The organism is Pseudomonas sp. St316, assembly GCF_018325905.1.
In the GTDB taxonomy this organism is placed as follows: domain Bacteria; phylum Pseudomonadota; class Gammaproteobacteria; order Pseudomonadales; family Pseudomonadaceae; genus Aquipseudomonas.
Genome location: NZ_AP021901.1, coordinates 2,432,889 through 2,459,543 on the forward strand (window position 1 = coordinate 2,432,889; position 26,655 = coordinate 2,459,543).

Below are 26,655 nucleotides of genomic sequence, written 5' to 3' on the forward strand. Positions count from 1 at the left end.
GTTTTGTTCAATGGTTCAGGTAGTCCTGGAACCTGTGGGAGCAAGGCTTGGCCGCGATTCACCATCGTCGCTTCATAGGATTTCGCAATGAGCAATAACGCGTCTTTCACGCCGCCCAGCCTGTTGCTCAGCACCATCGGGCTGTCGCTGGCGACGTTCATGCAAGTGCTCGACACCACCATCGCCAACGTCGCCTTGCCGACCATTTCCGGCAACCTGGGCGTCAGCTCGGAGCAGGGCACTTGGGTGATCACCTCGTTCGCCGTGAGCAACGCCATCGCCTTGCCGCTCACCGGCTGGCTGAGCCGACGGTTTGGCGAGGTGAAGCTGTTTTTGTGGGCGACGATGCTGTTCGTACTCGCTTCGTTCTTGTGCGGTATTTCCACCTCGATGCCGGAGCTGATTGGCTTTCGCGTACTCCAGGGGCTGGTGGCCGGGCCGTTGTACCCGATGACCCAGACCTTGCTGATAGCCGTGTACCCGCCGGCCAGGCGCGGCATGGCCCTGGCGTTGCTGGCGATGGTCACGGTGGTGGCGCCGATTGCCGGGCCGATCCTCGGTGGCTGGATCACCGACAGCTACAGCTGGCCGTGGATCTTCTTCATCAACGTGCCCATCGGCGTCTTCGCGGCGCTGGTGGTGCAACAGCAGCTCAAGGCGCGGCCGGTGGTCACCAGCCATCAACCGATGGATTACGTGGGGCTGATCACGCTGATCATCGGCGTCGGCGCGCTCCAGGTGATCCTCGACAAAGGCAACGACCTGGACTGGTTCGAATCGAACTTCATTATCATCGGCGCGTTGATTTCGGTGGTTGCCCTGGCTGTGTTCGTGATCTGGGAAATGACCGACCGCCATCCGGTGGTCAATCTCCGGTTGTTCGCCTATCGCAATTTTCGCATCGGCACCATTGTGCTGGTGGGCGGTTACGCCGGGTTCTTCGGCATCAACCTGATCCTGCCGCAGTGGTTGCAGACCCAGATGGGCTACACCGCGACCTGGGCCGGGCTGGCGGTGGCGCCCATCGGTATCCTGCCGGTGCTGATGTCGCCCTTCGTCGGCAAGTACGCCCACAAGTTCGACCTGCGCCTGTTGGCCGGGCTGGCGTTCCTGGCCATCGGCCTGAGCTGCTTCATGCGCGCCGGGTTCACCAACGAGGTGGATTTCCAGCACATTGCGATGGTGCAGTTGTTCATGGGTATCGGCGTGGCGCTGTTCTTCATGCCGACCCTGAGCATCCTGATGTCGGACCTGCCGCCGCACCAGATTGCCGACGGCGCGGGGCTGGCGACGTTCCTGCGGACCCTGGGCGGCAGCTTTGCCGCGTCGTTGACCACCTGGATCTGGATCCGTCGAGCCGATCAGCATCATGCCTACCTGAGCGAAAGCATCAGCACTTTCGAGCCCGCCACCCGCGAAGCGCTCAACCAGCTCGGCGGCGCGAGTGCACCGGCCTATGCCCAGCTCGACCGGATCCTCACCAGCCAGGCGTACATGCTCTCCACCGTGGATTACTTCACGTTGCTGGGTTGGGCGTTCATGGGGTTGATCGTGCTGGTGTGGCTGGCCAAACCGCCGTTTGCGGCGAAGGCGGGGCCGGCTTCTGCGGGGCATTGATCCAACGGTTGAAGGTAATCCAATGTGGGAGCGAGCTTGCTCGCGATGGCGCCGGGTCAGCCAGTATTGATGTCGACTGATACACCGCTATCGCGAGCAAGCTCGCTCCCACAGGGGAATTCAGGTTGGGTTGCAGAGGGTATCGGGCGCCGGTAGCGGCGGCGGGGCAAACCCAAACGGCGCCAACGCAAACCCCTGCTCATCCACCTGCAACGCCCAGCCTTGCTTGTCCCAATCCCCCAGCACGATGCGTCTCGCTGCGTGTTCGCCCAGTTGCAACTTGTGGATGGCGGGACGATGGGTGTGGCCGTGGATCAAGGTCTTCACGCCGTATTGCTGCATGATCCGCGGGATCTCTTCGGGCGTGACGTCGACGATGTCATTGGCTTTCATCCGCGTCTGCGTGCGGCTTTCGCTGCGCAGTTTGCGCGCCAGTTTCTGGCGACTGCCCAGTGGCAGATGCCGCAGGACGAACAGCGTGACCGGGTTGCGCAGCCAGCGCCGCAGCTTCATGTAGCCTTCGTCGCGGGTGCAGAGGCTGTCGCCGTGCATCAGCAGCACGGGTTCGCCGTTGAACTGCACGACACTCGGATCCTTGAGCAGGGTGCAACCGGCCGCTTTGCAAAAGGCCTGCCCCAGCATGAAGTCGCGATTGCCGTGCATCAGGAAGATGGCCGTGCCGCTGTCGCTCAATTCGCGCAGGGCCTGGCAGATGGAACGCTGGAACGGCGTCATGGCATCGTCGCCGATCCAGGCTTCGAAAAAATCGCCCAGAATATACAACGCTTGCGCCGAGCGGGCGCGTGTGGCGAGTAAATCCAGAAACGCCCGGGTAATGTCCGGGCGCTCCTCTTCCAGATGCAAGTCTGAAATCAGCAATATCACTCAACGATCTCGGCTTTCTCGATGATCACGTCTTCTGCCGGGACGTCCTGGTGGCCAGCCTTGGACGTGGTGGAAACGCCTTTGATCTTGTCGACCACGTCGGTGCCTTCAACCACTTTGCCAAACACTGCATAACCCCAGCCCTGGGTGGTCTTGCTGCTGTGGTTCAGGAAGCTGTTGTCGGCCACGTTGATGAAGAACTGTGCCGAGGCCGAATGCGGCTCCATGGTACGGGCCATGGCGACGCTGTATTTTTCGTTCGGCAGGCCGTTGTCCGCTTCGTTCTGGATGCTTGGGCGCTTGTCTTTCTTTTCCTTCATGCCTGGCTCGAAACCGCCGCCCTGGATCATGAAGTTACCGATGACGCGGTGGAACACGGTGTTTTCGTAATGGCCGGCGTTGACGTATTCGATGAAGTTGGCCACGGTCAGCGGCGCTTTCTCGGCGTTCAGTTCCAGGACGATGTCACCGTGGTTGGTGGTCAGTTTGACTTTGCTCATGATCGGTACTCTTTCAATGAATTCGTGGGTTTCGGGGCTTCACTGCCCGCAACCGGTCTGGCTGTAATCGGCCAGGCTGGGCAGTTTAGCGTGCCGGGCACGAATTTCGAGGCTGTTTTTCATCGGGTCGTCGATTAAATTCAATCGTTTGCCGGCCTGGCCTGTCAGGTGCTTGACAGCATCGGCTATGATACGGGCTTTGATTTATCAGGCCGCACCCGGCCGCGCACTTGTCTGTTCAAGGATCCTATGAGCAAGCCCACTGTCGACCCTACCTCGAATTCCAAGACCGGCCCGGCCGTGCCGGTCAATTTCCTGCGCCCGATCATCCAGGCGGACCTGGACTCGGGTAAGCACACACAGATCGTCACTCGCTTCCCACCAGAACCCAACGGCTACCTGCACATTGGCCATGCCAAGTCGATCTGCGTGAATTTCGGCCTGGCCCAGGAGTTCGGCGGCGTCACGCACTTGCGTTTCGACGACACCAACCCGGCCAAGGAAGACCAGGAATACATCGACGCGATCGAAAGCGACGTCAAGTGGCTGGGTTTCCAATGGTCCGGTGAGGTGCGCTATGCCTCGCAATATTTCGACCAGTTGCACGACTGGGCAGTGGAACTGATCAAGGCCGGCAACGCCTACGTCTGCGACCTGACTCCCGAGCAGGCCAAGGAATACCGTGGCAGCCTGACTGAACCTGGCAAGAACAGCCCGTTCCGTGACCGCAGCGTGGAAGAGAACCTGGACCTGTTCGCCCGCATGCGCGCCGGTGAGTTCCCGGACGGCGCTCGGGTGCTGCGCGCCAAGATCGACATGGCTTCGCCGAACATGAACCTGCGCGACCCGATCATGTACCGCATCCGTCATGCCCATCACCACCAGACCGGCGACAAGTGGTGCATCTACCCCAACTATGACTTCACCCACGGCCAGTCGGACGCCATCGAAGGCATCACGCATTCGATCTGCACCCTGGAGTTCGAAAGCCATCGTCCGCTGTACGAGTGGTTCCTCGAGCACCTGCCCGTGCCGGCCAATCCGCGCCAGTACGAGTTCAGCCGCCTGAACCTGAACTACACCATCACCAGCAAGCGCAAGCTCAAGCAACTGGTGGACGAGAAGCACGTCAACGGCTGGGACGACCCGCGCATGTCGACGCTGTCGGGCTTCCGTCGTCGCGGCTATACACCCAAGTCGATCCGCAATTTCTGCGAAATGGTCGGCACCAACCGTTCCGACGGCGTGGTGGACTTCGGCATGCTGGAGTTCAGCATCCGTGATGACCTGGACCACAGCGCCCCGCGCGCCATGTGCGTGCTGCGTCCGCTGAAAGTGGTGATCACCAATTACCCGGAAGGCCAGGTCGAGAACCTCGAACTGCCGCGCCACCCGAAAGAAGACATGGGCGTGCGCGTCCTGCCGTTCGCCCGGGAAATCTACATCGACCGTGATGACTTCATGGAAGAGCCGCCAAAAGGCTACAAGCGCCTGGAGCCTGCCGGTGAAGTGCGCCTGCGTGGCAGCTACGTGATCCGCGCCGACGAGGCCATCAAGGATGCCGATGGCAACATCGTCGAACTCCGTTGCTCGTACGATCCCGACACCCTGGGCAAGAACCCGGAAGGTCGCAAGGTCAAGGGCGTGATCCACTGGGTGCCGGCCGCCGCCAGCGTCGAGTGCGAAGTGCGCCTGTACGATCGCCTGTTCCGTTCGCCGAACCCGGAGAAGGCCGAAGACAGCGCCAGCTTCCTGGACAACATCAACCCAGACTCCCTGCAAGTACTCACGGGTTGTCGTGCCGAGCCTTCGCTGGGCAACGCACAGCCGGAGGACCGTTTCCAGTTCGAGCGCGAAGGTTACTTCTGCGCGGATATCAAGGACTCGAAACCCGGTGCTCCGGTATTCAACCGTACCGTGACCTTGCGCGACTCCTGGGGTCAGTGATCAAGTCTTAAGGGAAACCCTGTGCTTACGATCTACAACACGCTCACCAAGAGCAAAGAAGTCTTCAAGCCGCTGGATGGCAACAAGGTCCGCATGTACGTCTGCGGCATGACCGTGTACGACTACTGCCACATTGGTCACGGTCGCAGTATGGTCGCCTTCGACCTGGTGACCCGCTGGTTGCGGTTCAGCGGTTATGACCTGACCTACGTGCGCAACATCACCGACATCGAAGACAAGATCATCAACCGTGCCCGCGAAAACGGCGAGCCTTACGATGCCCTGACCGAGCGCATGATCAAGGCCATGCACGAGGACGAGGCGCGCCTCAATATCCTCAAGCCGGACCTGGAACCCCGTGCCACGGACCACATCCCTGGCATGCTGGGCATGATCCAGACCTTGATCGACAAGGGCTACGCCTACGCACCGGGCAATGGCGACGTGTACTACCGCGTCGCCAAGTTCATGGGCTACGGCAAGCTGTCGCGCAAGAAGATCGAAGACCTGCGCATCGGCGCGCGCATCGAAGTCGACGAGTCGAAAGAAGACCCGCTGGACTTCGTGCTGTGGAAAGCCGCCAAGCCGGGTGAGCCGAGCTGGGAGTCGCCATGGGGCGCCGGGCGTCCGGGCTGGCACATCGAATGCTCGGTGATGTCCACCTGCTGCCTGGGCGAGACCTTCGATATTCATGGCGGCGGCAGCGACCTGGAGTTCCCGCACCACGAAAACGAAATCGCCCAGAGCGAGGCGGCCACCGGCAAGACCTACGCCAATGCGTGGATGCATTGCGGCATGATCCGGATCAACGGCGAGAAGATGTCCAAGTCCTTGAACAACTTCTTCACCATCCGCGACGTGCTGGAGAAGTACCACCCGGAAGTCATTCGTTACCTGCTGGTGTCGAGCCACTACCGCAGCGCCATCAACTACTCGGAAGACAACCTCAAGGACGCCAAGGGCGCCCTGGAGCGTTTCTACCACGCGTTGAAAGGCCTGCCGAATGTGCCTGCCGCCGGTGGCGAAGCGTTTGTGGCACGTTTTACCGAAGTGATGAACGACGACTTCGGCACGCCGGAAGCCTGCGCGGTGCTGTTTGAGATGGTGCGCGAGATCAACCGCCTGCGCGAGAGCGATCTCAATGCGGCGGCGGGTCTGGCGGCCCGCCTGAAAGAACTGGCCAGCGTGCTGGGTGTGTTGCAGCTCCAAGCCGATGACTTCCTGCAGGCCGGTGCTGAAGGCCGGGTGGACGCCGCCGAAGTAGAGGCGTTGATCCAGGCGCGCCTGACTGCGCGCGCGAACAAGGATTGGGCCGAATCCGACCGCATCCGCGACCAGCTCACCGCCATGGGCGTGGTGCTGGAAGATGGCAAGGGCGGCACGACCTGGCGTCTGGCGGACTAAAATCTTTCAAAGCTCGCCGTACCCCTGTGGGGGCGAGCTTGCTCGCGATAGCGGAATGTCAGGCAACATTGTTGTCGACGGATACACCGCCATCGCGAGCAAGCTCGCTCCCACTTTTTTTTGGGCCCGCCTGGCAATCATTGTTTTATGAGCTAGTACTGTCAGGTCGATTCGACGTTCCCTCTGTCAGGAGTCTTCCATGTTGGCTCATTGGTCGCTTGCGGCGATTCATCTGCTGGCGTTCGCCCTCGGGTTCTGGGCAGTGCTGACACGCGGCACGGCGCTGCGGCGCCTGGCGGGCGGCGTGGATGCGGTTCGCAGTGTCTTGATCGCTGACAACCTGTGGGGCCTGTCGGCGCTGGTGTTGCTGGTGACGGGTGGGATGCGGGCGTTTGGCGGGTACGAAAAAGGCACGGATTATTACCTGCACCAACCGCTGTTTCACCTGAAGATGACGTTGCTCCTGCTGATCCTGTTGCTTGAGATCGCGCCAATGATCGCCCTGGTCAAATGGCGGATGGCGCTGGGCAAAGGGGCTGCGATCGATCCTTCGAAAGCTGGCCGGTTTGCACGCATCAGCCACATCGAAGCCTTGTTGCTGATCTTGATGGTGGTCGCCGCCACGGGCATGGCGCGCGGCGTGAACCTGGGTTGACCGGCGGCGAACGCCTGCTTCGTCATCATTAAAACGAAACGTCTGACAGCCATGCCAAGCGCCATGTCATTAGTATCGGTTCAACGGGCTGGACGAAAAGGTGGGGTGGGCAGGGTAAGGCACGGTCGATCGGAATCTTTAGCCAGCCATTGCGGTGATGCAAACGGGCTGGCTACGGACTGCGCAAGGCTCAGGGAGTTTGCGGCTTGTCGGGGGCAGTGAGGCCCGCCTGAATGCGCTGGTAAATCTCTTCGCGATGCACCGCAACGTTTTTCGGGGCGTTGATACCGATCCGGACCTGTTGGCCGCTAACGCCCAGAATGGTGATCGTGATGTCGTCACCAATGTTTATGCTTTCACCGACTTTGCGGGTGAGTATCAGCATGGTGTTCTCCTTGATTGCTTTATAGGGCACCTGATTCAGACAGTGCAGATGTCGGTACTGCTTATAGATTAGTGCTAAGTGTCACAATGTGGGTGCCTCTTTCTGACGTGCAGATGCAGCATTAATTCCCAGGGTGCGACTATACAGAGACGCCGGGCAGGATTCTCGTGTTTTGAGCACTGTTTGCGGCGATCTTGAGGGGGCACGGGTGCTAAAATCCGTGCCTCATGTCTTCCGGGGGAAACGTTGTGCGCAAATTGGCTTGGGTTATTGCGGTATTGGCGCTGGCAGGATGCGGTGAAGGGCGTGACGTCGAAGCACCGAAGCCCAAACCCGTAGCGACCTCCGCACCGGCCGCTGCTGCCGCGCCGCAGTGGGCCGTCGAGGTTCGCGGCGAAACACCGCAGGCGGTCAGCGACCTGACCGGCTGGCTCATCGAACACAGCTTCATGTCGAACGTGGTGCGGGAAAACGGCAAGGAGCGCGTCCTGGTCGGTCCTTTCAGCTCCAAGGCTGAGGCCGAGGCCAAGCAGGAACAGGTGACGGCTGCCCTGGTCCGGGCGAAAAAACGCAACATCGAGACGTTGGTGGTGGATTACCCGACGGCCCCGTAATCGGGCAGTGCAAACAAGTCAGTCAAGCCACAAGACCTGTGGGAGCGAGCTTGCTCGCGATAGCGCTGGATCAGCCAATGTTGATGTTGACTGACATGCCCCTATCGCCAGCAAGCTCGCTCCCACAGTGGGTTTTGTGCTGTTCACAAATGCCAGGTCAGCCGCAGGCCTTCATGTCCACCGGCCCCACGAACTCGTTGCCACGGCCCATGACGCACGCCACGCTCTGGTTGCGCTGACGCTCCCAGCTTTCGACCGGGTAGGTCTTGTCCCAGGCTTCGTACAGGCGCCGGTCCTGTTTGGAGAGGCGCAGGCCATATTGCTTGCTCATGTAGAAATAGGTCCGGGCGATCATGCCCCGGATAGAAGGGCGGGGCATGACCTTCTTGGCCTTGAAGTCCACTTGGGTCAGGCATGAACCGTACTGGCCCTTTTGCACCGGCAACCAACCGAAACTGAAATTGCTGCGATCACCATTCACTTCCCCGATGCTCGGCACCAGGTTATGCAGGTCGGCCTCGGCCCGTTGATAGACCGGGTCATAGCGGGTGCATTGTTTGCGACCGCCTTCCTGCCAGCATTGGCGCTGATGGCCGATCTGCCACGCCGGTACAATATGCTCCCACTCGATGCGAGCGGCGCGGCTGGCATTCTTGCGTGGTACATAACCGCAGGCGGCCAGGTTCACGCGATTTCCGGTGTATTTGCAGCCACAGTAAAACTCGGTGGATTGTGGTGCGTAGAGTTTCCAGGCGACTTTCTTGGCTTCGTTGAAGGTGCGCGGAGCACCGGCCTGTGCGCCCATGGCGATAAACACAAGCAAAAAAGCTAAACAGCGAACACTCATCAGGCTCAATCTTCCTTCGGCACAACCCAGAAAACCTGCACACCACCATCGTCGCGATAGGCGAGGGTCACGTTGTCGTTCTCGTCGATTTCTTCCAGCAGGCGCTCCCACTCATCCACCGGCTCGTCGGGAAGACGGAAGATCAGGGCGGCCTTGGCTTTTTGTGCGGTGGGGGCGTTGATGATTTTCGAGACGCGCAGGCCGAGTCGTGTATAGGAATCTAAGGGGGTAGTTGCAGCGGAGGGCGGGGCCACAGGATTATCCTTATTAAGCTGTACGTGCATACAGTATTTAACCGTAGGCGTTTACGCAACTACTTAAAATTCAAGAAAATCGTCTGACAGCACTTTTTTCGTTTTGGTGTGGGAGAAAGGAATTTTTTATTGGATGGCATAAACAGCTGGAACAACCGCTTTGGCCTATGACGGATTTGCGCGAGCGCTAACGAAATGGCTTCGGCGGCCGATGTCCTGCGTAGGAATCCCATCCATGGAGTTTTGTCATGTCGTTTTCTGTCGGCTTTCCCAATGCGGCGGCCGTGACCATCGGCGGTCAGTCCGCAGCTACCCTGAAGGCCTTGAACGAGGCGAGTACCGAGGCCGCCGATGACGCCCGGGGCGAGACGCAAACGCCCGGCAAGGTCCGTACGGGTACGGGCGCGCAAGCGACCGATCAGGCGCAAGAGAGCGGCAGCACCCAGAGCATTGCCGTGCAGGTATTGCTCAAGCGGATGCAGGAGCTTCAGCAGCGGCTGCGCGAGCAGCGGCAGCAACTGGCCGTCGCACAGGCACGCGACTATCCCACCGAGGAGGCCAAGGCTTCAGCGGTCATGGCGATCCAGGGACAGATCGCCGACACCAGTGGCGCGTTGCTGGAAGTCACCGGCCACTTGGTCACGGAGCTGGCAAAGGGCGCCAGTTCGGGTACGGTGGTCAATACAACAGCCTGAGCTACGATGTTGCGGTTGAAACCGCAACGTTGACAAATCCCTGAACCCTTACCATAGTTCACTTCACGCAAACGTTTGCGCGGCGTTCCGTGCACTGATTTGCTCACAATAATCATAAGATCGGAGTGAACCCATGAAGTTGCCATTCGCTGGACGCCTTCTCGCTGTTGCCATGCTCGCGGCCGCATCCGCTGCGCTGCCTATCTCCTCGGCATTCGCCCAGACCGCTGAAAAACCCAAGGTCGCCCTGGTCATGAAATCCCTGGCCAATGAATTCTTCCTGACCATGGAAGACGGCGCCAAGGCTTATCAGAAGGAACACTCCGCCGATTTCGACCTGATCTCCAACGGGATCAAGGATGAAACCGACACCGCCAACCAGATCCGTATCGTCGAGCAGATGATCGTGTCCAAGGTCGATGCCCTGATTATCGCGCCTGCGGACTCCAAGGCCATGGTGCCGGTGATCAAGAAAGCCGTCGACGCTGGCATCACGGTGATCAACATCGATAACCAGCTCGACCCGGCCGTGGTCAAGAGCAAGAACATCAACGTACCGTTCGTAGGCCCGGACAACCGCAAAGGGGCGCGTTTGGTGGGTGAGTACCTGGCCAAGCAGCTCAAGGCCGGTGATGAAGTCGGCATCATCGAAGGCGTGTCCACTACCACCAATGCCCAGGCACGTACCGCAGGCTTCAAGGACGCGATGGAGGCGGCGCAGGTCAAGGTCGTTTCCCTGCAATCGGGTGACTGGGAAATCAACAAGGGCAACCAGGTTGCCGCGTCGATGCTCAGCGAATACCCGAACATCAAGGCGCTGCTGGCCGGCAATGACAGCATGGCGGTCGGCGCTGTGTCGGCCGTGCGCGCGGCGGGCAAGGCGGGCAAGGTGCAGGTGGTCGGCTACGACAACATCAATGCCATCAAGCCGATGCTCAAGGACGGTCGTGTCCTGGCGACGGCCGATCAGTTTGCCGCCAAGCAGGCCGTGTTCGGCATCGAGACGGCGCTGAAGATCCTCAAGGGCGAAAAAGTCGACAGCGGTACCAACGGCGTTATCGAAACTCCGGTCGAGCTGGTGACCAAGTAGTTATCCTGGCGACACAACGGTGCTCGCCCATCCGGGCGAGCGCATTGGAGAGTTTGTTATGTCCGTTCGCGACCCGAACGCTGTCCTGTGCGTCAGCGGTATCGGCAAGACCTATGCCCAGCCGGTACTGACCGATATCAACTTGACGTTGATGCGCGGTGAAGTGCTGGCGCTGACCGGCGAAAATGGCGCCGGTAAAAGTACCTTGTCCAAGATCATCGGCGGGCTGGTGACGCCGACGACCGGGCAGATGCAATTTCAAGGTCAGGATTATCGTCCTGGCAGCCGTACCCAGGCGGAAGAGCTGGGCGTGCGCATGGTCATGCAGGAGCTCAACCTGCTGCCGACCCTTTCCGTGGCCGAAAACCTGTTTCTCGACAACCTGCCCAACCACGGCGGCTGGATCAGTCGCAAGCAATTGCGCAAGGCGGCCATCGAGGCGATGGCCCAGGTGGGACTCGATGCAATCGATCCCGACACGTTGGTCGGCGAACTGGGGATCGGTCACCAGCAGATGGTCGAGATCGCCCGCAACCTGATCGGCGATTGCCATGTGCTGATTCTCGATGAGCCGACGGCCATGCTGACGGCCCGTGAAGTCGAGATGCTCTTTGAACAGATCACTCGTCTGCAGGCTCGCGGCGTGTCGATCATCTACATTTCCCATCGCCTCGAAGAACTGGCGCGGGTCGCCCAGCGCATTGCCGTGCTGCGCGATGGCAACCTGGTCTGCGTCGAGCCGATGGCCAACTACGACAGCGAGCAACTGGTGACCCTGATGGTCGGCCGGGAGCTGGGCGAGCATATCGACCTGGGCCCGCGCCAGATCGGCGCGCCGGCGCTCACGGTTAAAGGCCTGACGCGCTCCGACAAGGTCCGCGACGTGTCCTTCGAAGTGCGCAGTGGCGAGATCTTCGGTATCTCCGGCCTGATCGGGGCAGGGCGCACCGAACTGTTGCGGCTGATCTTTGGTGCCGATACCGCTGACAGCGGTACGGTGGCGCTGGGTTCGCCGGCCCAGGTCGTGAGCATTCGCTCCCCGTCCGATGCGGTGGCCCATGGCATTGCATTGATCACCGAAGACCGCAAGGGTGAAGGCCTGCTGCTGACCCAATCCATCGCCGCCAACATTGCCCTGGGCAACATGCCAGAGATTTCCAGCGCCGGCCTGGTCAACGGCAGCGCCGAACTGGCCTTGGCACAGCGGCAGGTCGATGCCATGCGCATCCGCAGTTCCAGCCCGACACAGTTGGTGTCCGAACTGTCGGGCGGTAACCAGCAGAAAGTCGTGATCGGGCGTTGGCTCGAACGCGATTGCGCGGTCATGTTGTTCGATGAGCCGACCCGTGGCATCGACGTCGGCGCCAAATTCGACATTTATGCGTTGCTCGGCGAGCTGACTCGCCAGGGCAAGGCGCTGGTCGTGGTGTCCAGTGACCTGCGGGAGTTGATGTTGATCTGTGACCGGATCGGCGTGCTGTCCGCCGGACGCCTGATCGACACCTTCGAGCGCGACAGCTGGACCCAGGATGACTTGCTTGCCGCCGCATTCGCCGGCTACCAGAAACGTGATGCGTTGCTCAACGAAGCAGCGCCTAGGGATTTTTCATGAAAACCGCACCTGCCGTCGGCAAATCGAGTGGCAATTTCTATGGCCTCGGGACCTACCTGGGCCTGGCTGGCGCGCTGCTGGCCATGGTCGCGCTGTTCTCGGCGCTGAGCAGCCATTTCCTGTCCTATGACACCTTCAGCACCTTGGCCAACCAGATTCCGGACCTCATGGTGCTGGCGGTTGGCATGACGTTTATCTTGATCATCGGTGGTATCGACCTGTCGGTGGGGTCGGTGCTGGCGCTTGCGGCATCGACGGTCAGCGTGGCCGTGCTCGGTTGGGGCTGGAGCGTCTGGCCATCGGCCTTGCTCGGCATGGCCGTGGCGGCGCTGGCGGGTACGGTCACCGGTTCGATCACCGTGGCGTGGCGGATTCCATCGTTCATCGTCTCCCTCGGCGTGCTGGAAATGGCCCGGGGCCTGGCGTACCAGATGACCGGCTCCCGGACGGCCTACATCGGCGACTCGTTCGCCTGGCTGTCCAACCCCATTGCCTTTGGCATCTCACCGTCGTTCATCATCGCCTTGCTGGTGATCTTCATTGCCCAGGCGGTGTTGACCCGTACCGTGTTCGGTCGCTACTTGATCGGCATCGGCACCAATGAAGAAGCTGTGCGTCTGGCCGGTATCAATCCAAAGCCCTACAAGATCCTGGTGTTCAGCCTGATGGGCTTGCTGGCCGGTGTGGCCGCGCTGTTCCAGATTTCGCGCCTGGAAGCGGCGGATCCGAACGCCGGTTCAGGGCTTGAGCTGCAAGTCATCGCGGCCGTGGTCATCGGTGGCACCAGCCTGATGGGTGGGCGCGGTTCGGTCATCAGCACCTTTTTTGGCGTGTTGATCATCTCCGTGCTGGCGGCGGGGCTGGCGCAAATCGGCGCCACTGAACCGACCAAGCGCATCATTACCGGTGCGGTGATCGTGGTCGCGGTCGTGCTTGATACCTATCGCAGCCAGCGCGCCAGTCGGCGGGGCTGAACCATGGCGACGATCAAGGATGTAGCAGCGCTCGCCGGGATTTCCTACACCACCGTGTCCCACGTGGTGAACAAGACGCGGCCGGTCAGCGAGGAAGTGCGGCTCAAGGTCGAGGCGGCCATCGAGCGCCTGGACTACGTGCCCAGCGCCGTGGCCCGGTCGCTCAAGGCCAAGACCACGGCGACCATCGGCCTGCTGGTGCCCAACAGCCTCAACCCTTACTTCGCCGAACTGGCCCGGGGTATCGAGGATTACTGTGAGCGCAACGGCTATTGCGTGATCCTGTGCAATTCCGACGACAACGCGGACAAGCAGCGCAGCTACCTGCGGGTGCTGCTGGAAAAACGCATCGACGGCCTGATTTTCGCGTCTGCCGGCGGTGATGTCGGCCTGGCCGAGGGGCTGACCAACGTGCGCACGCCCATGGTGATCGTCGACCGGGGGCTTGATGGTGTCGACGCCGACCTGGTGCGCATCGACCATGAATACGGTGCCTACCTGGCGACCCGGCACTTGCTGGAGCTTGGCCACCACGACATCGCCTTCATCGGTGGTCCGGCCGATACCAGCGTGGCGCAGATGCGCCTGGCCGGTTACTGCCGGGCGCTGAAAGAGGCCGGGATCGAGCTGTCCGTCGAGCGCATGCTCGAGAGCGATTTCACCAGTACCGGCGGTTACCGCGCTGCCGCGCAACTGCTTGAACAACTGCCGCCCAGCGCGATCTTTGCGGCCAACGACATGATCGGCATCGGTGTGCTGCGCGCTGCGGCTGAACGCAACGTGCGCGTGCCCAGCGAGCTGTCGGTCATCGGTTTCGATGACATCCAGATGAGCCGTTATGTCTACCCGGCGTTGACCACGGTAGGGCAGTCGATCCTGCAGCTCGGCGAGATGGCGGCCGAAGTGCTGCTGCGACGTATCGCGACGCCGGGCCTTGCCACCGAGCAGCGGATCGTGACGCCGAGTATTGTCCTGCGAGAGTCGACTGCACCGCTGTCCGGTGCATTCGCCCAATACCGCTGAACCGAATTGATGAGTAGTGATGTATGCCAGCAAAAGTAGTGGTAATAGGCAGCCTGAACATGGACCTGGTGACCCGGGCGCCGCGTCTGCCGCGTGGTGGTGAAACACTGATCGGCGAATCCTTCTCCACCATCCCGGGCGGCAAGGGAGCCAACCAGGCAGTGGCCGCCGCGCGCCTGGGGGCGCAGGTATCGATGGTCGGTTGCGTGGGCAATGATGCCTACGGCGAACAATTGCTTGGCGGGCTGTTGGCCGAGGGCATCGACTGCCAGGCGGTCAGCGTGGTGGAGGGGCCCAGCGGTGTGGCGCTGATTGTCGTCGACGACAACAGCCAGAATGCGATCGTGATCGTCGCCGGTGCCAACGGTGCGCTCACTGCCGAGGTCCTGGACAGTGTCGATGAAGTGCTGCAAAGCGCCGATGTCATCATCTGTCAGCTCGAAGTGCCGGATGCCACCGTTGGCCATGCCCTCAAGCGCGCTCGGGAGTTGGGCAAGATCGTTATCCTCAACCCGGCGCCGGCCTCCCGGACATTGCCGGCCGACTGGTACGCCTGCATCGACTACCTGATTCCCAATGAAAGCGAAGCGGCGATCTTGAGCGGGCTGGCGGTGGATTCCCTGGAAACCGCCGAAGCCGCCGCTGCGCATCTGCTCGCCGCCGGCGCCGGCAAGGTGATTGTGACCCTGGGCGCCCAGGGCTTGATGTTCGCCAACGGTGCCAGCTTCGAGCACTTCCCGGCACCGCGGGTCAAGGCAGTGGACACCACTGCGGCCGGAGACACCTTTGTCGGCGGCTTCGCGGCAGCCCTGGCCAGCGGCAAAAGCGAGGTCGACGCGATTCGTTTCGGCCAGGCCGCTGCCGCGCTGTCGGTCACCCGCGCGGGCGCGCAGCCTTCAATCCCCACGTTGCTGGAAGTACAGGCTTTCAAATCATGAAAAAGACGCCGTTGTTGAATGTGGCACTGTCACGACTGATCGCTTCCCTGGGCCATGGCGACAAGGTGGTCATCGGTGATGCCGGCCTGCCCGTGCCGCCCCAGGTCGAATTGATCGACCTGGCCCTGACCCAGGGTATTCCTGATTTCGTCAGCACCTTGAAGGTGGTGCTCAGCGAGATGCAGGTAGAAAGCCATGTGCTGGCCGAGGAGATCCTCGATAAGCAACCGTCGGCCTTGATGACGCTGGAGGCGCTGCATGCCGAGGGCGCGTTGGGCGAACGGGCGCTGGTCAGCCATGAGCAATTCAAGATCATCAGCCGACAGGCGCGGGCGATCATTCGCACAGGCGAGTGCTCTCCGTACTGCAACATCGTGCTGATCGCAGGAGTCACGTTCTAATCTGTCAACCTTGCACAAGGAGTGCGCCATGCGCCGCTATGCTCAGAAGATGCATCAACTGTTCTGGAGTCTGCTGCTTTTGTCATTGATCACCGCTACAAGCGCCCAGGCGGCGGAAAAGATCGACCTGATCATCGACACCGACCCAGGGGCCGATGACGTGGTGGCGCTGCTGTTCGCCCTGGCGTCACCCGAGGAGCTGCATATCCGTGCGCTGACCACCGTCGCCGGCAATGTGCGCCTGGACAAGACCTCTCGCAATGCGCGCCTGGCACGCGAGTGGGCGGGGCGCGAAGACGTGCCGGTGTATGCCGGGGCGCCGAAACCGCTGATGCGCACGCCGATCTACGCGGAAAACATCCATGGCAAGGAAGGCCTGTCGGGTGTCACCGTGCACGAGCCAAAGAAGGGGTTGGCCGAAGGCAATGCCGTCAACTATTTGATCGACACGCTCAAGGCCGCCAAGCCCCACAGCATCACCATTGCCATGCTCGGCCCGCAGACCAACCTGGCCCTGGCGCTGGTGCAGGAGCCGGACATTGTCCAGGGCATCAAGGAAGTGGTGATCATGGGCGGTGCGCATTTCAACGGTGGCAATATCACGCCGGTGGCTGAATTCAATCTGTTCGCCGACCCGCAGGCGGCCGAGGTGGTGGCCAAGAGCGGCGTGAAGCTGACGTACCTGCCGCTGGACGTGACCCACAAAATCCTCACCAGCGAAGCGCGCCTGAAGCAGATCGCGGCGCTGAACAACAATGCCAGCAAGCTGGTGGGCGATATCCTCAACGAATACGTCAAGGGCGACATGGAGCACTACGGGATGACGGGCGGGCCGGTGCATGACGCGACGGTGATTGCCTACCTGCTCAAGCCGCAACTGTTCACCGGCCGTTCGGTCAATGTCGTCGTGGACAGTCGCGAGGGCCCGACGTTCGGGCAGACCATCGTTGATTGGTACGACGGCCTGAAAGCGCCAAAGAACGCGTTCTGGGTGGAAAACGGTGATGCCCAAGGCTTCTTCGACCTGCTGACCGAGCGCCTGGCGCGTCTCAAGTAACCGGCCTGGCTGTGCGCCCGCAGGCTTCGGTCTGCGGGCGCGTAAGCGTGAGCTTCAGTCCGCAGCGTCAATGGCGCTCGGGTAGCGTTCGAATGCCTGCTGGATGAAGTGGCGGGCAACCTCCGTCCCTAACTCCCTGACCAACAGTTCTATGCCGATGATTGCCAATTCCTCCGGGCTGCTCGGGCTATAGGAACTGTGGCCCTCTGACCATTTGGCATTGATGGTGGCTTCGATGCTGACGGTGCTCATGGCAGGGCTCGCGAGTTGGGAGGTCTGTAGGTTGAGTAAACCATTTTTGCTGCGGGTTGGCACTGCGACTTAGGCATCGGGGGAGGGCTGTGCGACACTTGTTTTTTTGATTTCCGAAGGAGCCCTGCCGTGCAGATCGATTTGAACGCGCCTGACGGGCTGACCCTGGACGCGGTTCGTCAGTTACTGGCCTCTGCGAGTGATGACGAGCACACCCAATTGCGCGTGACGAAGGGGGGTATCGCCTATTTGTCTTCGGGCGTGGTGGGCGGCGTCGACATCGATGGCTTGCTGTTTCGGCTTGAGACGTGGGCCAAAGGTTCGGGCTATGTCGGACGGGTCGCTGCCAGCGACGAGGTCTGGGTCATGCAGATCTACAATGCACTGAAAGACAACTGGCCAAATCCACCCTTCGATTACATTGACGTTTACTGAACGTCGTTCATATCCAGTCACGATTCATGTCTGACCAGGGCGGCTGGGGTCAGGCAAACTGCCGGTTTTCCGGATGAGGGCAGGCTGGAAGCCATGGTCTTGAAACCAAGTACCGTTTGGGCTGTCGCACGCTCTCTGTTTATTTATCGAAAAAGGAGGCTTCATGCCTTGGAAGCTCGCGTCATTGAGTACTTTGCTGGCCGCCGCGTTCTTGAGCGGTTGCAGCAGCACCTCTGAATCGACCCCTGACCCCGTGGCCGCGGAGAGTGGTAGCGGCCGCTGCGAAGCAAAGGCTGCCGAGTTCGCCATCGGTAAACAGGCTTCGCCGCAACTACTGGAGCAGGCCCGTACTCGCGCTGGCGCGCAGATTGCCCGGATCCTCAAGCCTAACGACATGGTGACGCTTGAGTACCGCTCTGATCGCCTGAACCTCAATACCGATGCCAACCTGGTGGTCAACCGGGTGAACTGCGGCTGACAGGCGCTTTTCAAGCGCCCATAAAAAACCCCGTCACATGGACGGGGTTTTTTTAGTGCGCCGAGAAATTACTCTGGGCGAACCTGTGCAGCTTGCATACCCTTTTGGCCTTTCTCAGCCACGAAGGAAACGGTTTGGCCTTCTTTCAGGCTTTTGAAACCGTCGCTTTCGATAGCTTTGAAGTGTACGAACAGGTCGTCACCGCCACCTTGAGGAGTGATGAAGCCGAAGCCTTTTTCATCGTTGAACCATTTAACGGTGCCGGTTTGGCGATTAGACATGGTGTATCTCCAAGAAACATATATTTTCAGTGTACTGTGCTGCTCAGGCCAACTGGGCACACCCGGGTATCATAGTCGAAATGTTCGATTTGGGAGCCCCCCGGACGCGCTGTTTGCCAATCAGTCGTGTTTACTTTACCGCCTTTATCCTCTGAAAGGCCCGGTTTTAAAGGCTTTCAGCCGAAAGTAAAGACGATAAAAAAAGCTGTAAAACCTGAATAAATCGTAAAAAAAAGCCCGAAATCAGTGTTTTTCAACCCTGCCGGGCCCGTTCAGGAGGCTTGTTTTCTCACTTTTTTGCTTTGTTGTCGGCCTTGCATTTTGCGATCTGGCCCAGTGCCTTCTGTTGCAGTTCCGGGGTGGCTTTGTTGTCCATCAGGGCCTGGATGTCCGAGGCTGGATAGGACTTGATCGCATCGGCGCCGCAGGCGCAATGAGCCTTGGCCGCGGCCGCGCCGATCTGGGGCGTTGCCGCCTCCGTGCATTGAGCCATGTATTTTTCGCGCTCGCCTTTGGGCCAGTCGGCATGGGCGGTTAGAGGAAGCAGCAGGGCGAGGGGGGCGACTACTGCAAACAAGGTATTGAGACGCATGCGAAGATGCTCCTTTCGGGTCGATGTCTTGATATCTGAGGCGTTGCGCTCGGTTCAGTTCAGCACTTTGGCATAAAAACCCTGGATTTACGCCTGCTTCAATTCCAGCACGGTGATGACCGTTCATCTGTGCTAGCATGCCGGGCTCGGGTATTTCCAGGCTGTGGACGACAACTCGTCCCAGCGGCAAATGCTCGAAATAACCCTGATTTGAATCCCAGTCACTCTGGTTCGGTTTTCCCGGTTGGCCGCAAGGCTCCTGCCGCTGTAAGGCAGGCGTTCGTCATTGAATGGCCTGGACTGGATCTTGTACTGGCTCATCCCAACCCACGTGACCTTTGGTAGGGGTCACCACTAGGAGAGGAGGCGCCATGCCAACTATTACTCTTCCCGACGGCAGTCAACGTTCATTCGATCACCCGGTTTCCGTAGCCGAGGTCGCCGCCTCCATTGGTGCGGGCCTGGCCAAGGCCACCCTGGCCGGCAAGGTCAACGGCAAGCTGGTCGACGCCAGTGACGTCATCGACAGCGACGCCACGCTGCAAATCATCACGCCAAAGGATGAAGAGGGGCTGGAGATCATTCGCCACTCTTGCGCACACCTGGTCGGCCATGCGGTCAAGCAGCTGTACCCGAGCGCGAAGATGGTCATCGGGCCGGTCATCGACGAAGGCTTCTATTACGACATCGCCTTCGAGCGTCCTTTCACGCCGGACGACATGGCTGCCATCGAGCAGCGCATGCAGCAGCTGATCGAGAAAGATTACGACGTCATCAAGAAAGTCACCCCGCGCGCCGAAGTCATCGAAGTCTTCAAGGCCCGTGGCGAGGACTACAAGCTGCGTCTGGTGGAAGACATGCCGGACGAACAGGCCATGGGCCTGTACTACCACGAAGAATACGTCGACATGTGCCGTGGCCCGCATGTGCCGAACACGCGTTTCCTGAAATCCTTCAAGCTGACCAAGCTGTCCGGCGCCTACTGGCGTGGCGACGCCAAGAACGAGCAGTTGCAGCGCGTCTATGGCACGGCCTGGGCGGACAAGAAGCAGCTGGCGGCCTACATCCAGCGTATTGAAGAAGCCGAGAAGCGCGATCACCGCAAGATCGGCAAGCGCCTGGGCCTGTTCCATACCCAGGAAGAGTCCCCGGGCATGGTGTTCTGGCACCCGAACGGCTGGACCCTGTACCAGGTGCTCGAGCAGTACATGCGCCAGGTCCAGCGTGAGAACGGCTATCTGGAAATCAAGACGCCGCAAGTGGTGGACCGCAGCCTGTGGGAGAAATCCGGGCACTGGGCCAACTACGCCGACAACATGTTCACCACTCAGTCGGAAAACCGCGACTACGCCATCAAGCCGATGAACTGCCCTTGCCACGTGCAGGTGTTCAACCAGGGCTTGAAGAGCTACCGCGAGTTGCCGATGCGCCTGGCCGAGTTTGGTGCCTGCCACCGCAACGAGCCGTCGGGTGCGCTGCACGGCATCATGCGCGTGCGTGCGTTTACCCAGGACGATGCGCACATCTTCTGCACCGAGGAGCAGATGCAGGCCGAATCCGCCGCCTTCATCAAGCTGACCATGGACGTCTATCGGGACTTCGGCTTCACCGAGGTCGAGATGAAGCTGTCCACTCGTCCGGAAAAACGCGTGGGCTCCGACGAATTGTGGGATCGCGCCGAAGCGGCGCTGGCCGCTGCACTCGATAGCGCGGGCCTTGCGTACGACCTGCAACCGGGCGAGGGGGCTTTCTACGGTCCGAAGATCGAGTTCTCGTTGAAAGATTGCCTTGGTCGCGTGTGGCAGTGTGGTACCCTGCAGCTCGATTTTAACCTGCCGATCCGTCTGGGCGCCGAATACGTGTCCGAAGACAACAGTCGCAAGCACCCGGTCATGCTTCACCGCGCGATCCTCGGTTCCTTCGAGCGCTTCGTCGGTATCCTGATCGAACACTACGAGGGGGCATTCCCCGCGTGGTTGGCGCCGACCCAGGCAGTGATCATGAATATCACTGATAAACAGGCAGATTTTGCCGCTGAAGTCGAAAAAACTCTCAACCAAAGCGGATTTCGTGCCAAGTCCGACTTGAGAAATGAAAAGATCGGCTTTAAAATCCGCGAGCATACTTTGCTCAAGGTTCCCTTTCTCTTGGTTATTGGAGATCGGGAGGTCGAGATGCAGACTGTCGCTGTGCGTACTCGTGAAGGTGCTGACCTGGGCTCGATGCCCGTCGCCGAATTCGCTGAGTTTCTCGCGCAAGCGGTTTCCCGGCGTGGTCGCCCAGATTTGGAGTAATTATTATTAAGCGTGAAATGAGACAAGATAAACGAGCTGCACCGAAAGCCCCGATCAACGAGAATATCTCGGCACGCGAGGTTCGGTTAATTGGCGCTGACGGCGAGCAGATTGGCATCGTCTCGATTGATGAAGCGCTTCGTATTGCTGAAGAAGCCAAGCTTGATCTGGTAGAAATCTCCGCAGACGCAGTCCCGCCCGTATGCCGGGTGATGGACTACGGCAAGTCGATCTTCGAAAAGAAGAAACAGGTTGCCGCGGCGAAGAAAAACCAGAAGCAGATTCAGGTAAAAGAAATCAAGTTTCGTCCAGGGACGGAGGAAGGGGATTACCAGGTAAAACTGCGCAACCTGGTACGTTTCCTGAGTGATGGGGACAGGGCCAAGGTATCCTTGCGATTCCGCGGCCGTGAGATGGCCCACCAGGAGCTGGGGATGGAACTCCTCAAGCGGGTTGAACAAGACCTGCTCGAGTACGGTTCGGTCGAACAGCATCCTAAGATGGAAGGACGCCAGCTGATCATGGTCATCGCCCCGAAAAAGAAGAAGTAATCACCAGGGCACGGCAGGCCTTGCGATTATGTTTATCAACTGAATGCGGAGTATCCGAACATGCCAAAGATGAAGACTAAAAGTGGTGCTGCTAAGCGGTTTCTGAAAACTGCTAACGGTATCAAGCACAAGCACGCTTTCAAGAGCCACATCCTGACCAAAATGTCGACCAAGCGTAAGCGTCAACTGCGCGGTAGCAGCTTGCTGCATCCGTCTGACGTGGCAAAAGTCGAGCGCATGCTGCGCCTTCGTTAATTTTTGGATCAAGAATAGAGGAAGTAACTCATGGCTCGTGTAAAGCGTGGCGTCATTGCCCGTAAGCGTCACAAAAAAATTCTGAAACTTGCTAAAGGCTACTACGGCGCGCGTTCCCGCGTATTCCGTGTTGCCAAGCAAGCGGTAATCAAGGCAGGCCAATACGCCTACCGTGACCGTCGTCAGAAAAAACGTCAGTTCCGCGCTCTGTGGATCGCTCGTATCAATGCTGGTGCTCGTGTTAACGGTCTGTCCTACAGCCGTTTCATCGCTGGCCTGAAAAAAGCGTCCATCGAGATCGACCGTAAGGTTCTGGCTGATCTGGCAGTGAACGAAAAAGCGGCGTTTGCTGCGATTGTCGAGAAAGCTAAAGCCACCTTGGCTTAAGTACCCCCGGCAGTCACCGGGGCCTACATCTGTGGGCCCAGGTGTCAAACGTCATAAATAGGGGAAGAGCCTTAAAGCTCTTCCCCTATTTCGTATCTGGAGTCTGTACATGGAAAACCTGGACGCGCTGGTCGCTCAAGCACTAGAGGCTGTGCAAAGCGCTGAAGATATCAATGCCCTGGAGCAAATCCGGGTTCACTACCTTGGCAAGAAGGGCGAGTTGACTCAGGTGATGAAGACCCTGGGGAACCTGCCAGCCGAAGAGCGTCCGCAGGTCGGTGCGCTGATCAACGTTGCCAAGGAGCGTGTCACAGAGGTCCTCAATGCGCGCAAGGCGTTGTTCGAGGAGGCGGATCTGGCTGCCAAGCTCGCCGCCGAGTCCATCGACGTGACCCTGCCTGGCCGTGGCCAGACTTCCGGTGGCCTGCATCCGGTGACCCGGACCCTGGAACGCATCGAGCAGTTCTTCACCCACATCGGCTACGGCATTGCCGAAGGCCCTGAGGTCGAAGACGACTACCACAACTTCGAAGCGCTCAACATCCCAGGCCATCACCCGGCCCGGTCGATGCATGACACCTTCTATTTCAATGCGAACATGCTGTTGCGCACCCATACCTCGCCGGTACAGGTCCGCACCATGGAATCGCAACAGCCGCCGATCCGCATCGTCTGCCCAGGCCGTGTGTACCGCAGCGACTCCGATATCACCCACTCGCCGATGTTCCACCAGGTCGAAGGCCTGCTGGTTGATCGCGACATCAATTTCGCCGACCTGAAAGGAACGATCGAAGAGTTCCTGCGGGTGTTCTTCGAAAAAGAACTGGCCGTGCGTTTCCGCCCTTCGTACTTCCCATTCACCGAGCCATCGGCTGAAGTCGACATGGAATGCGTGATGTGCAGCGGTAAAGGCTGCCGCGTCTGCAAGCAGACTGGCTGGCTGGAAGTCATGGGCTGCGGCATGGTTCATCCGAACGTGCTGCGTATGTCCGGGATCGATCCGGAAGAATTCTCGGGTTTTGCTTTCGGCATGGGCGTCGAGCGCCTGGCCATGCTGCGTTACGGTGTGAATGACTTGCGCCTGTTCTTCGACAACGACTTGCGGTTCCTTGCGCAATTTCGCTAGGTCGCCGGCCCGTAACGAATCTATTAGGAGAGCAGGATGAAATTCAGTGAACAATGGCTGCGCGGCTGGGTAAGCCCGCAGGTAAGCCGGGACGAGCTGGTTGCTCGCCTGTCGATGGCCGGCCTTGAGGTCGATAGCGTCACGCCGGCCGCCGGTGATTTCAGCGGTGTGGTAGTGGGCGAGGTGCTGGGCACCGAGCAGCACCCGGACGCTGACAAACTGCGGGTTTGCCAGGTCAGCAATGGCACGGAAACCTTCCAGGTGGTCTGCGGCGCGCCCAACGTGCGCCCGGGCTTGAAGATCCCGTTCGCCATGATCGGTGCCGAACTGCCGGGCGACTTCAAGATCAAGAAAGCCAAGCTGCGCGGCGTCGAGTCCAACGGCATGTTGTGCTCTCAGGCCGAGCTGCAGATTGGCGAAGGCAACGATGGCCTGATGGAACTTCCGGCTGACGCGCCGGTTGGCCAGGACATCCGTGAATACCTGGGCCTGGACGATGCGAGCATTGAGGTCGACCTGACGCCGAACCGTGGCGACTGCTTGTCCCTGGCCGGCCTGGCCCGTGAAGTCGGCGCGTTGTATGCCGCTCCCGTGACGCGTCCTGTGGTCGCGAATGTGCCAGCCGTGCACGACGAAGTACGTTCGATTGAAGTCCTCGCGCCGGCCGCGTGCCCGCGTTACCTGGGTCGTGTGATCCGTAACGTCGACCTGTCCAAGCCGACGCCACTGTGGATGGTCGAGCGCCTGCGTCGCGCCGACGTGCGCAGCATCGACGCCGCCGTCGACATCACCAACTATGTGATGCTGGAGCTGGGTCAGCCGCTGCATGCGTTCGATCTCGCCGAAATCAACGGTGGCATTCGCGTACGCATGGCCGAAGAGGGTGAGAAGCTGGTACTGCTCGACGGCCAGGAAGTGACGCTGCGCAGCGACACCCTGGTGATTGCCGACCACGCCCGCGCCCTGGCGATTGCCGGCGTGATGGGCGGCGAGCACAGTGGTGTATCCGCCACGACCCGCGATGTATTCCTGGAAAGCGCGTTCTTCGACCAGATCGCCGTCGCTGGCAAGGCCCGCTCCTATGGCCTGCACACCGACGCCTCGCACCGTTACGAGCGTGGTGTGGACTGGCAACTGGCCCGTGAAGCTATGGAGCGAGCCACTGGCCTGCTGCTGGACATCACGGGCGGTGAAGCCGGCCCGATCATCGAGACTGTCAGCGAACAGCACCTGCCCAAGATTGCCCCGGTCACCCTGCGTGCCCAGCGCATCACCCAGATGCTGGGCATGGAAATGGCCCCGGCCGAAGTCGAACGCCTGCTCAGCGCCCTGGGCCTGAACATCAGCGCCGATGGGGCAGGGCAGTGGCGCGTCGAAGTGCCAAGCCATCGCTTCGATATCAGCCTGGAAGTCGACCTGATCGAAGAACTGGCCCGCTTGTACGGCTACAACCGCCTGCCGGTTCGCTACCCGCAAGCACGCCTGGCTCCACAGGCCAAGGCTGAAGCGCGAAGCGACCTGCCGGAGCTGCGCCGCCTGCTGGTGGCCCGTGGGTATCAGGAAGCGATCACCTACAGCTTCATCGATCCACGCCAGTTCGAACTGTTCAATCCGGGTGTCGAGCCGCTGTTGCTGGCCAACCCGATCTCCAACGACATGGCCGCCATGCGCTCGTCCCTGTGGCCGGGCCTGGTCAAGTCGCTCCAGCACAACCTGAACCGCCAGCAGGATCGTGTGCGGCTGTTCGAAAGCGGCCTGCGCTTTGTCGGTCAACTGGAAGGCTTGAAGCAAGAACCGATGCTGGCCGGTGTCGTCTGCGGCAGTCGCCTGCCAGAAGGCTGGGCGCAAGGTCGCGATGTCGTCGACTTCTTCGACGTCAAGGCTGACGTGGAAGCGGTGCTGGGCTTCGCGGGTGCGCTCGACGCATTCACTTTCGTCCCGGGCAAGCATCCGGCGCTGCACCCGGGGCAGACCGCACGCATCGAGCGAGACGGGCGTGAAGTCGGCTATGTCGGTGCGATTCACCCGGAACTGTCGAAAACCCTAGGCCTTGATCGTCCGGTCTTCGTTTTCGAGCTGGTTCTGGCCGAAGTGGCATTGGGGAAAATGCCGAAATTCCAGGAGTTATCGCGCTTTCCTGAAGTGCGTCGTGACCTTGCACTGCTGGCCGATCGTGACGTTGCTTCCAGTGCCGTACTGGACGTAATTCGTGAAAATGCAGGCGAATGGCTGACGGACCTCAGGCTATTTGACGTGTATCAGGGTAAAGGCATTGATCCGCATAGAAAAAGCCTTGCAGTCGGCTTGACCTGGCAGCATCCATCGCGCACTCTTAATGACGATGAGGTGAATACCGCAACGCAGAATATCCTCACCTCGCTCGAAACCAGGTTGAACGCCACGTTAAGGAAGTGACGTATGGGGGCTCTGACGAAAGCTGAGATGGCGGAACGTCTGTATGAGGAGCTGGGCCTGAATAAACGGGAGGCCAAAGAATTGGTCGAACTGTTTTTCGAAGAAATCAGGCACGCTCTGGAAGACAACGAACAGGTCAAATTGTCCGGTTTCGGCAATTTTGACCTGCGGGACAAACGCCAGCGGCCTGGCCGCAATCCGAAAACGGGAGAAGAAATCCCGATCACGGCTCGCCGTGTGGTCACCTTTCGTCCAGGGCAGAAGTTGAAGGCCCGAGTTGAGGCTTATGCTGGAACCAAGTCATAACGACGAACTACCCGTCATCCCGGGCAAACGCTACTTCACCATTGGTGAAGTCAGCGAGCTGTGTGCGGTAAAACCGCACGTGCTGCGCTATTGGGAGCAGGAGTTTCCTCAACTCAACCCGGTCAAGCGCCGCGGAAACCGCCGGTATTATCAGCGCCAAGACGTGCTGATGATCCGGCAGATCCGCGCGTTGCTGTACGATCAGGGGTTCACCATCGGCGGCGCGCGTCTGCGCCTCTCCGGTGATGAGGCCAAAGACGATACAACCCAGTACAAACAGATGATCCGCCAGATGATCGCCGAGCTTGAAGATGTGCTGGTGGTGCTCAAGAAATAAATTTCTGCTTTTAAATCTTCCAGTTTTCAAAAGCTTGCGATATATTCT

At 59.9% G+C, this 26,655-nt stretch carries 31 protein-coding genes; 23 read left to right on the top strand and 8 right to left on the bottom strand.

The window, feature by feature from the left end:
• Positions 1–87: 87 nt before the first annotated feature.
• Positions 88–1,617, top strand: coding sequence for a DHA2 family efflux MFS transporter permease subunit (locus KI237_RS11015; protein WP_212799831.1), 1,530 nt, complete (start codon positions 88–90; stop codon positions 1,615–1,617).
• Between the two features lie 120 nt (positions 1,618–1,737).
• Here the strand turns inward: KI237_RS11015 and KI237_RS11020 are convergent, their stop codons facing one another.
• A complete protein-coding gene (locus KI237_RS11020) occupies positions 1,738–2,502 on the bottom strand; it encodes a UDP-2,3-diacylglucosamine diphosphatase (protein ID WP_212799832.1) in 765 nt (254 codons plus the stop codon).
• Positions 2,499–3,002 (bottom strand): peptidylprolyl isomerase, encoded by a 504-nt coding sequence (locus tag KI237_RS11025; protein WP_212799833.1) that lies wholly within the window; start codon positions 3,000–3,002, stop codon positions 2,499–2,501. Before KI237_RS11025 ends, KI237_RS11020 begins: the two co-directional genes overlap by 4 nt.
• A 249-nt stretch (positions 3,003–3,251) precedes the next feature.
• Between KI237_RS11025 and KI237_RS11030 the strand changes: the two genes are divergently transcribed.
• The 3 genes from KI237_RS11030 (at position 3,252) to KI237_RS11040 (ending at position 7,008) form a co-directional block, all read left to right on the top strand.
• The gene (locus tag KI237_RS11030) at positions 3,252–4,949 is read left to right on the top strand and encodes a glutamine--tRNA ligase/YqeY domain fusion protein (protein WP_212799834.1); all 1,698 of its coding nucleotides are present in this window, start codon (positions 3,252–3,254) and stop codon (positions 4,947–4,949) included.
• A gap of 21 nt (positions 4,950–4,970) precedes the next feature.
• The gene (gene cysS / locus KI237_RS11035) at positions 4,971–6,353 is read left to right on the top strand and encodes a cysteine--tRNA ligase (protein ID WP_212799835.1); all 1,383 of its coding nucleotides are present in this window, start codon (positions 4,971–4,973) and stop codon (positions 6,351–6,353) included.
• Between the two features lie 199 nt (positions 6,354–6,552).
• Positions 6,553–7,008 (top strand): DUF2214 family protein, encoded by a 456-nt coding sequence (locus KI237_RS11040; protein ID WP_212799836.1) that lies wholly within the window; start codon positions 6,553–6,555, stop codon positions 7,006–7,008.
• A gap of 190 nt (positions 7,009–7,198) precedes the next feature.
• On the opposite strand, the gene csrA is transcribed toward KI237_RS11040, so the two are convergent.
• Positions 7,199–7,393, bottom strand: a complete 195-nt coding sequence (gene csrA, locus KI237_RS11045) for a carbon storage regulator CsrA (RefSeq protein ID WP_003179932.1) — start codon at positions 7,391–7,393, stop codon at positions 7,199–7,201.
• Between the two features lie 248 nt (positions 7,394–7,641).
• Between csrA and KI237_RS11050 the strand changes: the two genes are divergently transcribed.
• The gene (locus KI237_RS11050) at positions 7,642–8,007 is read left to right on the top strand and encodes an SPOR domain-containing protein (protein ID WP_212799837.1); all 366 of its coding nucleotides are present in this window, start codon (positions 7,642–7,644) and stop codon (positions 8,005–8,007) included.
• Between the two features lie 157 nt (positions 8,008–8,164).
• Here the strand turns inward: KI237_RS11050 and KI237_RS11055 are convergent, their stop codons facing one another.
• Both KI237_RS11055 and KI237_RS11060 read right to left on the bottom strand, forming a co-directional pair.
• Positions 8,165–8,854, bottom strand: a complete 690-nt coding sequence (locus tag KI237_RS11055; RefSeq protein ID WP_212799838.1) for an endonuclease — start codon at positions 8,852–8,854, stop codon at positions 8,165–8,167.
• 5 nt (positions 8,855–8,859) lie between these two features.
• Positions 8,860–9,138: a DUF1654 domain-containing protein gene (locus KI237_RS11060; protein WP_033033092.1), complete on the bottom strand. Its 279-nt coding sequence runs from the start codon at positions 9,136–9,138 to the stop codon at positions 8,860–8,862.
• 218 nt (positions 9,139–9,356) lie between these two features.
• On the opposite strand from KI237_RS11060, the gene KI237_RS11065 reads away from it, so the two are divergent.
• From KI237_RS11065 to KI237_RS11100, 8 genes are all read left to right on the top strand, one after another.
• Positions 9,357–9,803 carry a hypothetical protein gene (locus tag KI237_RS11065; RefSeq protein WP_212799839.1) on the top strand — a complete coding sequence of 149 codons (447 nt, stop codon included), beginning with the start codon at positions 9,357–9,359 and terminating at the stop codon, positions 9,801–9,803.
• 133 nt (positions 9,804–9,936) lie between these two features.
• Entirely contained in the window at positions 9,937–10,893 is a 957-nt protein-coding gene (locus KI237_RS11070) for a sugar ABC transporter substrate-binding protein (protein WP_092222647.1), read from the top strand.
• Between the two features lie 58 nt (positions 10,894–10,951).
• Positions 10,952–12,505 (top strand): sugar ABC transporter ATP-binding protein, encoded by a 1,554-nt coding sequence (locus KI237_RS11075; RefSeq protein ID WP_212799840.1) that lies wholly within the window; start codon positions 10,952–10,954, stop codon positions 12,503–12,505.
• Positions 12,502–13,479, top strand: coding sequence for an ABC transporter permease (locus tag KI237_RS11080; protein WP_003203644.1), 978 nt, complete (start codon positions 12,502–12,504; stop codon positions 13,477–13,479). Before KI237_RS11075 ends, KI237_RS11080 begins: the two co-directional genes overlap by 4 nt.
• 3 nt (positions 13,480–13,482) lie before the next feature.
• Positions 13,483–14,502 (top strand): LacI family DNA-binding transcriptional regulator, encoded by a 1,020-nt coding sequence (locus KI237_RS11085; protein ID WP_212799841.1) that lies wholly within the window; start codon positions 13,483–13,485, stop codon positions 14,500–14,502.
• 23 nt (positions 14,503–14,525) lie between these two features.
• Positions 14,526–15,440 carry a ribokinase gene (rbsK, locus tag KI237_RS11090; RefSeq protein WP_212799842.1) on the top strand — a complete coding sequence of 305 codons (915 nt, stop codon included), beginning with the start codon at positions 14,526–14,528 and terminating at the stop codon, positions 15,438–15,440.
• Positions 15,437–15,841 (top strand): D-ribose pyranase, encoded by a 405-nt coding sequence (gene rbsD, locus KI237_RS11095; RefSeq protein ID WP_212799843.1) that lies wholly within the window; start codon positions 15,437–15,439, stop codon positions 15,839–15,841. Before rbsK ends, rbsD begins: the two co-directional genes overlap by 4 nt.
• Before the next feature lie 28 nt (positions 15,842–15,869).
• Entirely contained in the window at positions 15,870–16,898 is a 1,029-nt protein-coding gene (locus KI237_RS11100; protein WP_212799844.1) for a nucleoside hydrolase, read from the top strand.
• 54 nt (positions 16,899–16,952) lie between these two features.
• Here KI237_RS11100 and KI237_RS11105 read toward each other — a convergent pair whose 3' ends face one another.
• On the bottom strand, positions 16,953–17,150 hold the full coding sequence (locus KI237_RS11105; protein ID WP_212799845.1) for a hypothetical protein: 198 nt from the start codon (positions 17,148–17,150) through the stop codon (positions 16,953–16,955).
• 129 nt (positions 17,151–17,279) lie between these two features.
• Between KI237_RS11105 and KI237_RS11110 the strand changes: the two genes are divergently transcribed.
• Both KI237_RS11110 and KI237_RS11115 read left to right on the top strand, forming a co-directional pair.
• Positions 17,280–17,585, top strand: coding sequence for a hypothetical protein (locus KI237_RS11110; protein WP_135846205.1), 306 nt, complete (start codon positions 17,280–17,282; stop codon positions 17,583–17,585).
• A 163-nt stretch (positions 17,586–17,748) separates the two neighbouring features.
• Entirely contained in the window at positions 17,749–18,063 is a 315-nt protein-coding gene (locus KI237_RS11115) for an I78 family peptidase inhibitor (protein ID WP_212799846.1), read from the top strand.
• A gap of 68 nt (positions 18,064–18,131) precedes the next feature.
• Here the strand turns inward: KI237_RS11115 and KI237_RS11120 are convergent, their stop codons facing one another.
• Both KI237_RS11120 and KI237_RS11125 read right to left on the bottom strand, forming a co-directional pair.
• On the bottom strand, positions 18,132–18,344 hold the full coding sequence (locus tag KI237_RS11120) for a cold-shock protein (RefSeq protein ID WP_003179963.1): 213 nt from the start codon (positions 18,342–18,344) through the stop codon (positions 18,132–18,134).
• Positions 18,345–18,633: 289 nt separating this feature from the next.
• Positions 18,634–18,936, bottom strand: a complete 303-nt coding sequence (locus KI237_RS11125) for a hypothetical protein (RefSeq protein ID WP_212799847.1) — start codon at positions 18,934–18,936, stop codon at positions 18,634–18,636.
• Positions 18,937–19,307: 371 nt separating this feature from the next.
• Here KI237_RS11125 and thrS point away from each other — a divergent pair, with 371 nt between their 5' ends.
• From thrS to KI237_RS11165, 8 genes are all read left to right on the top strand, one after another.
• A complete protein-coding gene (gene thrS, locus KI237_RS11130) occupies positions 19,308–21,230 on the top strand; it encodes a threonine--tRNA ligase (RefSeq protein WP_014337550.1) in 1,923 nt (640 codons plus the stop codon).
• Positions 21,230–21,781: a translation initiation factor IF-3 gene (gene infC / locus KI237_RS11135; protein WP_178084319.1), complete on the top strand. Its 552-nt coding sequence runs from the start codon at positions 21,230–21,232 to the stop codon at positions 21,779–21,781. The genes thrS and infC overlap by 1 nt, the downstream gene beginning before the upstream one ends.
• 60 nt (positions 21,782–21,841) lie before the next feature.
• A complete protein-coding gene (gene rpmI / locus KI237_RS11140) occupies positions 21,842–22,036 on the top strand; it encodes a 50S ribosomal protein L35 (RefSeq protein WP_002553160.1) in 195 nt (64 codons plus the stop codon).
• Positions 22,037–22,066: 30 nt separating this feature from the next.
• Positions 22,067–22,423 carry a 50S ribosomal protein L20 gene (gene rplT / locus KI237_RS11145; protein ID WP_002553161.1) on the top strand — a complete coding sequence of 119 codons (357 nt, stop codon included), beginning with the start codon at positions 22,067–22,069 and terminating at the stop codon, positions 22,421–22,423.
• Positions 22,424–22,532: 109 nt separating this feature from the next.
• A complete protein-coding gene (gene pheS, locus KI237_RS11150; protein WP_003203624.1) occupies positions 22,533–23,549 on the top strand; it encodes a phenylalanine--tRNA ligase subunit alpha in 1,017 nt (338 codons plus the stop codon).
• 36 nt (positions 23,550–23,585) lie between these two features.
• Positions 23,586–25,964 (top strand): phenylalanine--tRNA ligase subunit beta, encoded by a 2,379-nt coding sequence (pheT, locus tag KI237_RS11155; protein ID WP_212799848.1) that lies wholly within the window; start codon positions 23,586–23,588, stop codon positions 25,962–25,964.
• A gap of 3 nt (positions 25,965–25,967) precedes the next feature.
• Entirely contained in the window at positions 25,968–26,270 is a 303-nt protein-coding gene (gene ihfA, locus KI237_RS11160; RefSeq protein ID WP_002553164.1) for an integration host factor subunit alpha, read from the top strand.
• Positions 26,251–26,607, top strand: a complete 357-nt coding sequence (locus tag KI237_RS11165; RefSeq protein ID WP_003179985.1) for a MerR family transcriptional regulator — start codon at positions 26,251–26,253, stop codon at positions 26,605–26,607. Before ihfA ends, KI237_RS11165 begins: the two co-directional genes overlap by 20 nt.
• The last annotated feature ends 48 nt before the right edge of the window (positions 26,608–26,655 follow it).

Excerpts from the sequence above, each read along its gene's own strand:
- KI237_RS11015 (WP_212799831.1), top strand. The coding sequence starts at position 88 with ATGAGCAATAACGCGTCTTTCACGCCGCCCAGCCTGTTGCTCAGCACC.
- KI237_RS11025 (WP_212799833.1), bottom strand. The coding sequence starts at position 3,002 with ATGAGCAAAGTCAAACTGACCACCAACCACGGTGACATCGTCCTGGAA.
- KI237_RS11030 (WP_212799834.1), top strand. The coding sequence starts at position 3,252 with ATGAGCAAGCCCACTGTCGACCCTACCTCGAATTCCAAGACCGGCCCG.
- KI237_RS11040 (WP_212799836.1), top strand. The coding sequence starts at position 6,553 with ATGTTGGCTCATTGGTCGCTTGCGGCGATTCATCTGCTGGCGTTCGCC.
- csrA (WP_003179932.1), bottom strand. The coding sequence starts at position 7,393 with ATGCTGATACTCACCCGCAAAGTCGGTGAAAGCATAAACATTGGTGAC.
- KI237_RS11055 (WP_212799838.1), bottom strand. The coding sequence starts at position 8,854 with ATGAGTGTTCGCTGTTTAGCTTTTTTGCTTGTGTTTATCGCCATGGGC.
- KI237_RS11060 (WP_033033092.1), bottom strand. The coding sequence starts at position 9,138 with ATGCACGTACAGCTTAATAAGGATAATCCTGTGGCCCCGCCCTCCGCT.
- KI237_RS11065 (WP_212799839.1), top strand. The coding sequence starts at position 9,357 with ATGTCGTTTTCTGTCGGCTTTCCCAATGCGGCGGCCGTGACCATCGGC.
- KI237_RS11070 (WP_092222647.1), top strand. The coding sequence starts at position 9,937 with ATGAAGTTGCCATTCGCTGGACGCCTTCTCGCTGTTGCCATGCTCGCG.
- KI237_RS11075 (WP_212799840.1), top strand. The coding sequence starts at position 10,952 with ATGTCCGTTCGCGACCCGAACGCTGTCCTGTGCGTCAGCGGTATCGGC.
- KI237_RS11080 (WP_003203644.1), top strand. The coding sequence starts at position 12,502 with ATGAAAACCGCACCTGCCGTCGGCAAATCGAGTGGCAATTTCTATGGC.
- KI237_RS11085 (WP_212799841.1), top strand. The coding sequence starts at position 13,483 with ATGGCGACGATCAAGGATGTAGCAGCGCTCGCCGGGATTTCCTACACC.
- rbsK (WP_212799842.1), top strand. The coding sequence starts at position 14,526 with ATGCCAGCAAAAGTAGTGGTAATAGGCAGCCTGAACATGGACCTGGTG.
- rbsD (WP_212799843.1), top strand. The coding sequence starts at position 15,437 with ATGAAAAAGACGCCGTTGTTGAATGTGGCACTGTCACGACTGATCGCT.
- KI237_RS11100 (WP_212799844.1), top strand. The coding sequence starts at position 15,870 with ATGCGCCGCTATGCTCAGAAGATGCATCAACTGTTCTGGAGTCTGCTG.
- KI237_RS11105 (WP_212799845.1), bottom strand. The coding sequence starts at position 17,150 with ATGAGCACCGTCAGCATCGAAGCCACCATCAATGCCAAATGGTCAGAG.
- KI237_RS11115 (WP_212799846.1), top strand. The coding sequence starts at position 17,749 with ATGCCTTGGAAGCTCGCGTCATTGAGTACTTTGCTGGCCGCCGCGTTC.
- KI237_RS11120 (WP_003179963.1), bottom strand. The coding sequence starts at position 18,344 with ATGTCTAATCGCCAAACCGGCACCGTTAAATGGTTCAACGATGAAAAA.
- KI237_RS11125 (WP_212799847.1), bottom strand. The coding sequence starts at position 18,936 with ATGCGTCTCAATACCTTGTTTGCAGTAGTCGCCCCCCTCGCCCTGCTG.
- thrS (WP_014337550.1), top strand. The coding sequence starts at position 19,308 with ATGCCAACTATTACTCTTCCCGACGGCAGTCAACGTTCATTCGATCAC.
- rpmI (WP_002553160.1), top strand. The coding sequence starts at position 21,842 with ATGCCAAAGATGAAGACTAAAAGTGGTGCTGCTAAGCGGTTTCTGAAA.
- rplT (WP_002553161.1), top strand. The coding sequence starts at position 22,067 with ATGGCTCGTGTAAAGCGTGGCGTCATTGCCCGTAAGCGTCACAAAAAA.
- pheS (WP_003203624.1), top strand. The coding sequence starts at position 22,533 with ATGGAAAACCTGGACGCGCTGGTCGCTCAAGCACTAGAGGCTGTGCAA.
- pheT (WP_212799848.1), top strand. The coding sequence starts at position 23,586 with ATGAAATTCAGTGAACAATGGCTGCGCGGCTGGGTAAGCCCGCAGGTA.
- ihfA (WP_002553164.1), top strand. The coding sequence starts at position 25,968 with ATGGGGGCTCTGACGAAAGCTGAGATGGCGGAACGTCTGTATGAGGAG.
- KI237_RS11165 (WP_003179985.1), top strand. The coding sequence starts at position 26,251 with ATGCTGGAACCAAGTCATAACGACGAACTACCCGTCATCCCGGGCAAA.